The following is a 3,356-nucleotide window of genomic DNA, read 5'->3' as shown; positions in this document are numbered from 1 at the left end:
GCCTAGGGGAGCTATAATTGTGGTGCTGGGGATTGGTTGCGGGGGTTGGATTTGAACCAACGACCTTCAGGTTATGAGCCTGACGAGCTACCGGACTGCTCCACCCCGCGGTACCGATGGCAGCTATGCTGCCGGGCGTCTTGCGACCTGTTTGATCGCGAGATGCGTCAAAAAGGGCCGCCCGTGATGGGTCGGCCCTTGTTGACAGGTGAATGGGTTTTGCCCCGCACATACGCCGGCTTCAATGCCTGGCGGCGACCTACTCTTCCAGTGCTTGAGCACTAGTACCATCGGCGCTACCTGGTTTCACGGCCGAGTTCGAGATGGGATCGGGTGGGTCACAGGCGCTATGACCACCAAGCAATGAAGCCGGCGTATGTGCGGGTTTTCAAATCGATGTAGTCAAGGGGCGTATCTGGCTGGATGTTCCTCACACCCGACGGGCCCTGTTACAGGTCTGTCGTTGATGGTGCGGATTCATCAAGCATGATCAGAGTTATTAGGACCGGTTAGCTTCACACATTACTGCGCTTCCACACCCGGCCTATCAACGTGATGGTCTATCACGACTCGAAGATATCTAATCTCGAGGGAGGCTTCCCGCTTAGATGCTTTCAGCGGTTATCCCGTCCGTACATAGCTACCCTGCGGCACTGCTGGCGCAATGACAGGTACACCAGAGGTACGTTCACCCCGGTCCTCTCGTACTAGGGGCAACTCCTCTCAAATATCGACGCCCACGGCAGATAGGGACCAAACTGTCTCGCGACGTTCTGAACCCAGCTCACGTACCACTTTAATTGGCGAACAGCCAAACCCTTGGGACCTGCTCCAGCCCCAGGATGTGATGAGCCGACATCGAGGTGCCAAACGATTCCGTCGATATGAGCTCTTGGGAATCATCAGCCTGTTATCCCCGGCGTACCTTTTATCCGTTGAGCGATGGCCCTTCCACGAGGGACCACCGGATCACTATGACCGACTTTCGTCTCTGCTCGACTCGTCAGTCTCGCAGTCAGGCAGGCTTATGCCATTGCACTCTCGCAGACGGTTTCCAACCGTCCTGAGCCTACCATCGCGCGCCTCCGTTACTCTTTAGGAGGCGACCGCCCCAGTCAAACTACCCGCCACAGAGGGTCCTACTACCGGATAACGGTAGCTAGTTAGACATCAGAAAACAGCAGGGTGGTATTTCACCTATGGCTCCACTCGGACTGGCGCCCAAGTTTCAAAGCCTCCCACCTATGCTACACAACTCTTTCCTAATGCCACTCTGAAGCTGCAGTAAAGGTGCACGGGGTCTTTCCGTCTAACCGCGGGTACTCCGCATCTTCACGGAGAATTCAATTTCGCTGAGCATATCCTGGAGACAGTGGGGAAGTCGTTACGCCATTCGTGCAGGTCGGAACTTACCCGACAAGGAATTTCGCTACCTTAGGACCGTTATAGTTACGGCCGCCGTTTACTGGGGCTTCAATTCGGAGCTTGCACTCCTCCTCTTAACCTTCCAGCACCGGGCAGGCGTCAGACCCTATACGTCGTCTTGAAGCCGACTTAGCAGAGTCCTGTGTTTTTGATAAACAGTCGCTACCCCCTGGCCTGTGCCCCCTGAAAAGAGTTGCCTCGATCCAGGGCCTCCTTCTTCCGAAGGTACGGAGGCAATTTGCCGAGTTCCTTCAGGATACTTCTCTCAAGCGCCTTGGTATACTCTACCTGACCACCTGTGTCGGTTTCGGGTACGGTCTATATGAAGAGGCTATTTCCTGGAACAGCTTGGCAGCCCGATCAATCCAATAAGATCGAACTACTTCCGCCATCCGTCACACATCTTCAGGCCCACGAATATTAACGTGGTTCCCATCGACTACCCCCTTCGGGCTCGTCTTAGGGGCCGGCTCACCCTGCGCTGATTAGCATTGCGCAGGAACCCTTGGTCTTTCGGCGAAAGGGTATCTCACCCTTTTTATCGCTACTCATGTCAGCATTCGCACTTCCGATATGTCCACCGTCGGTTACCCTTCGGCTTCATCCACTTACGGAACGCTCCGCTACCGCTCAGAATAAATTCTGAACCCTAAGCTTCGGTGCATCACTTTAGCCCCGTTACATCTTCGCCGCAGGAACCCTTGTTTAGACCAGTGAGCTGTTACGCTTTCTTTAAAGGATGGCTGCTTCTAAGCCAACCTCCTGGTTGTTTTGGGATTCCCACATGCTTTCCCACTTAGTGATGACTTGGGGACCTTAGCTGTAGGTTAGGGCTGTTTCCCTTTTGACGACGGACCTTAGCACCCGCCGTCTGTCTGCCGGATAAGACTCGATGGTATTCGGAGTTTGGTTAGGTTTGGTACCGCTCGCGCAGCCCTAGCCCATCCAGTGCTCTACCCCCATCGGCATACATCCGACGCTCTACCTCAATAGATTTCGCGGAGAACCAGCTATTTCCCGGCTTGATTGGCCTTTCACCCCTAAACACAACTCATCCGATAATTTTTCAACATTAAACGGTTCGGTCCTCCAGTGCATGTTACTGCACCTTCAACCTGGTCATGCCTAGATCGCCGGGTTTCGGGTCTAATCCAACATACTCAGTCGCCCTGTTCAGACTCGCTTTCGCTACGCCTACACCTAACGGCTTAAGCTTGCATGCTAGATTAAGTCACTGACCCATTATGCAAGAGGTACGCGGTCACTCCCCAAAGGAGCTCCCACTGCTTGTAAGCATTCGGTTTCAGGTACTGTTTCACTCCCCTAATCGGGGTGCTTTTCACCTTTCCCTCACGGTACTTGTTCGCTATCGGTCACATACGAGTATTTAGGCTTGGAGGGTGGTCCCCCCATGTTCAGACAGGATTACACGTGTCCCGCCCTACTCGAGTCCTTCCATATCACTTTCGCATACGGGGCTGTCACCCGCTATGGCCACACTTTCCAGAGTGTTCTGCTAGTTGAATGAAAGGCACTGGCCTGGTCCCGGTTCGCTCGCCACTACTACGGGAATCTCGGTTGATGTCTTTTCCTCCGGGTACTGAGATGTTTCAGTTCCCCGGGTTCGCTTCACCAAAGCTATTTTATTCACTTTGGGATATCCTATCCACCTCTCTCGATCTGCGGAAAACCGCAAAAGGAAAGAAATGGTGAGGATGGGTTTCCCCATTCGGAAATCGCCGGATCAAAGTTTGCTCACAACTCCCCGACGCTTATCGCAGCGTGCCACGTCCTTCATCGCCTGTATGTGCCAAGGCATCCACCAAATGCTCTTACCTCACGCTTGAGAATCCACACCATCAACGACAGGCCTGCATAAAGCCCGTCATATCCAATTGGCGTGGAGGAATATCTCAGCCAGATATTACATC

1 tRNA gene and 2 rRNA genes are annotated in these 3,356 nt (G+C 53.6%); all 3 read right to left on the bottom strand.

Annotated features, from left to right (window positions below):
* Window positions 1-33: 33 nt before the first annotated feature.
* The 3 genes from HG250_RS06770 to HG250_RS06760 all read right to left on the bottom strand — a co-directional run bounded on the left by HG250_RS06770 (window position 34) and on the right by HG250_RS06760 (window position 3,271).
* Window positions 34-110: transfer RNA gene (locus HG250_RS06770), tRNA-Met, on the bottom strand.
* Between the two features lie 136 nt (window positions 111-246).
* A 5S ribosomal RNA gene (gene rrf / locus HG250_RS06765) occupies window positions 247-361 on the bottom strand.
* Between the two features lie 118 nt (window positions 362-479).
* Window positions 480-3,271 (bottom strand): 23S ribosomal RNA (locus HG250_RS06760).
* Window positions 3,272-3,356 lie beyond the last annotated feature (85 nt).

It is taken from the genome of Pseudopontixanthobacter vadosimaris (assembly GCF_012979275.1).
GTDB classification, from domain to species: domain Bacteria; phylum Pseudomonadota; class Alphaproteobacteria; order Sphingomonadales; family Sphingomonadaceae; genus Pseudopontixanthobacter; species Pseudopontixanthobacter vadosimaris.
This window is presented reverse-complemented; position numbering and strand designations above follow the sequence as displayed.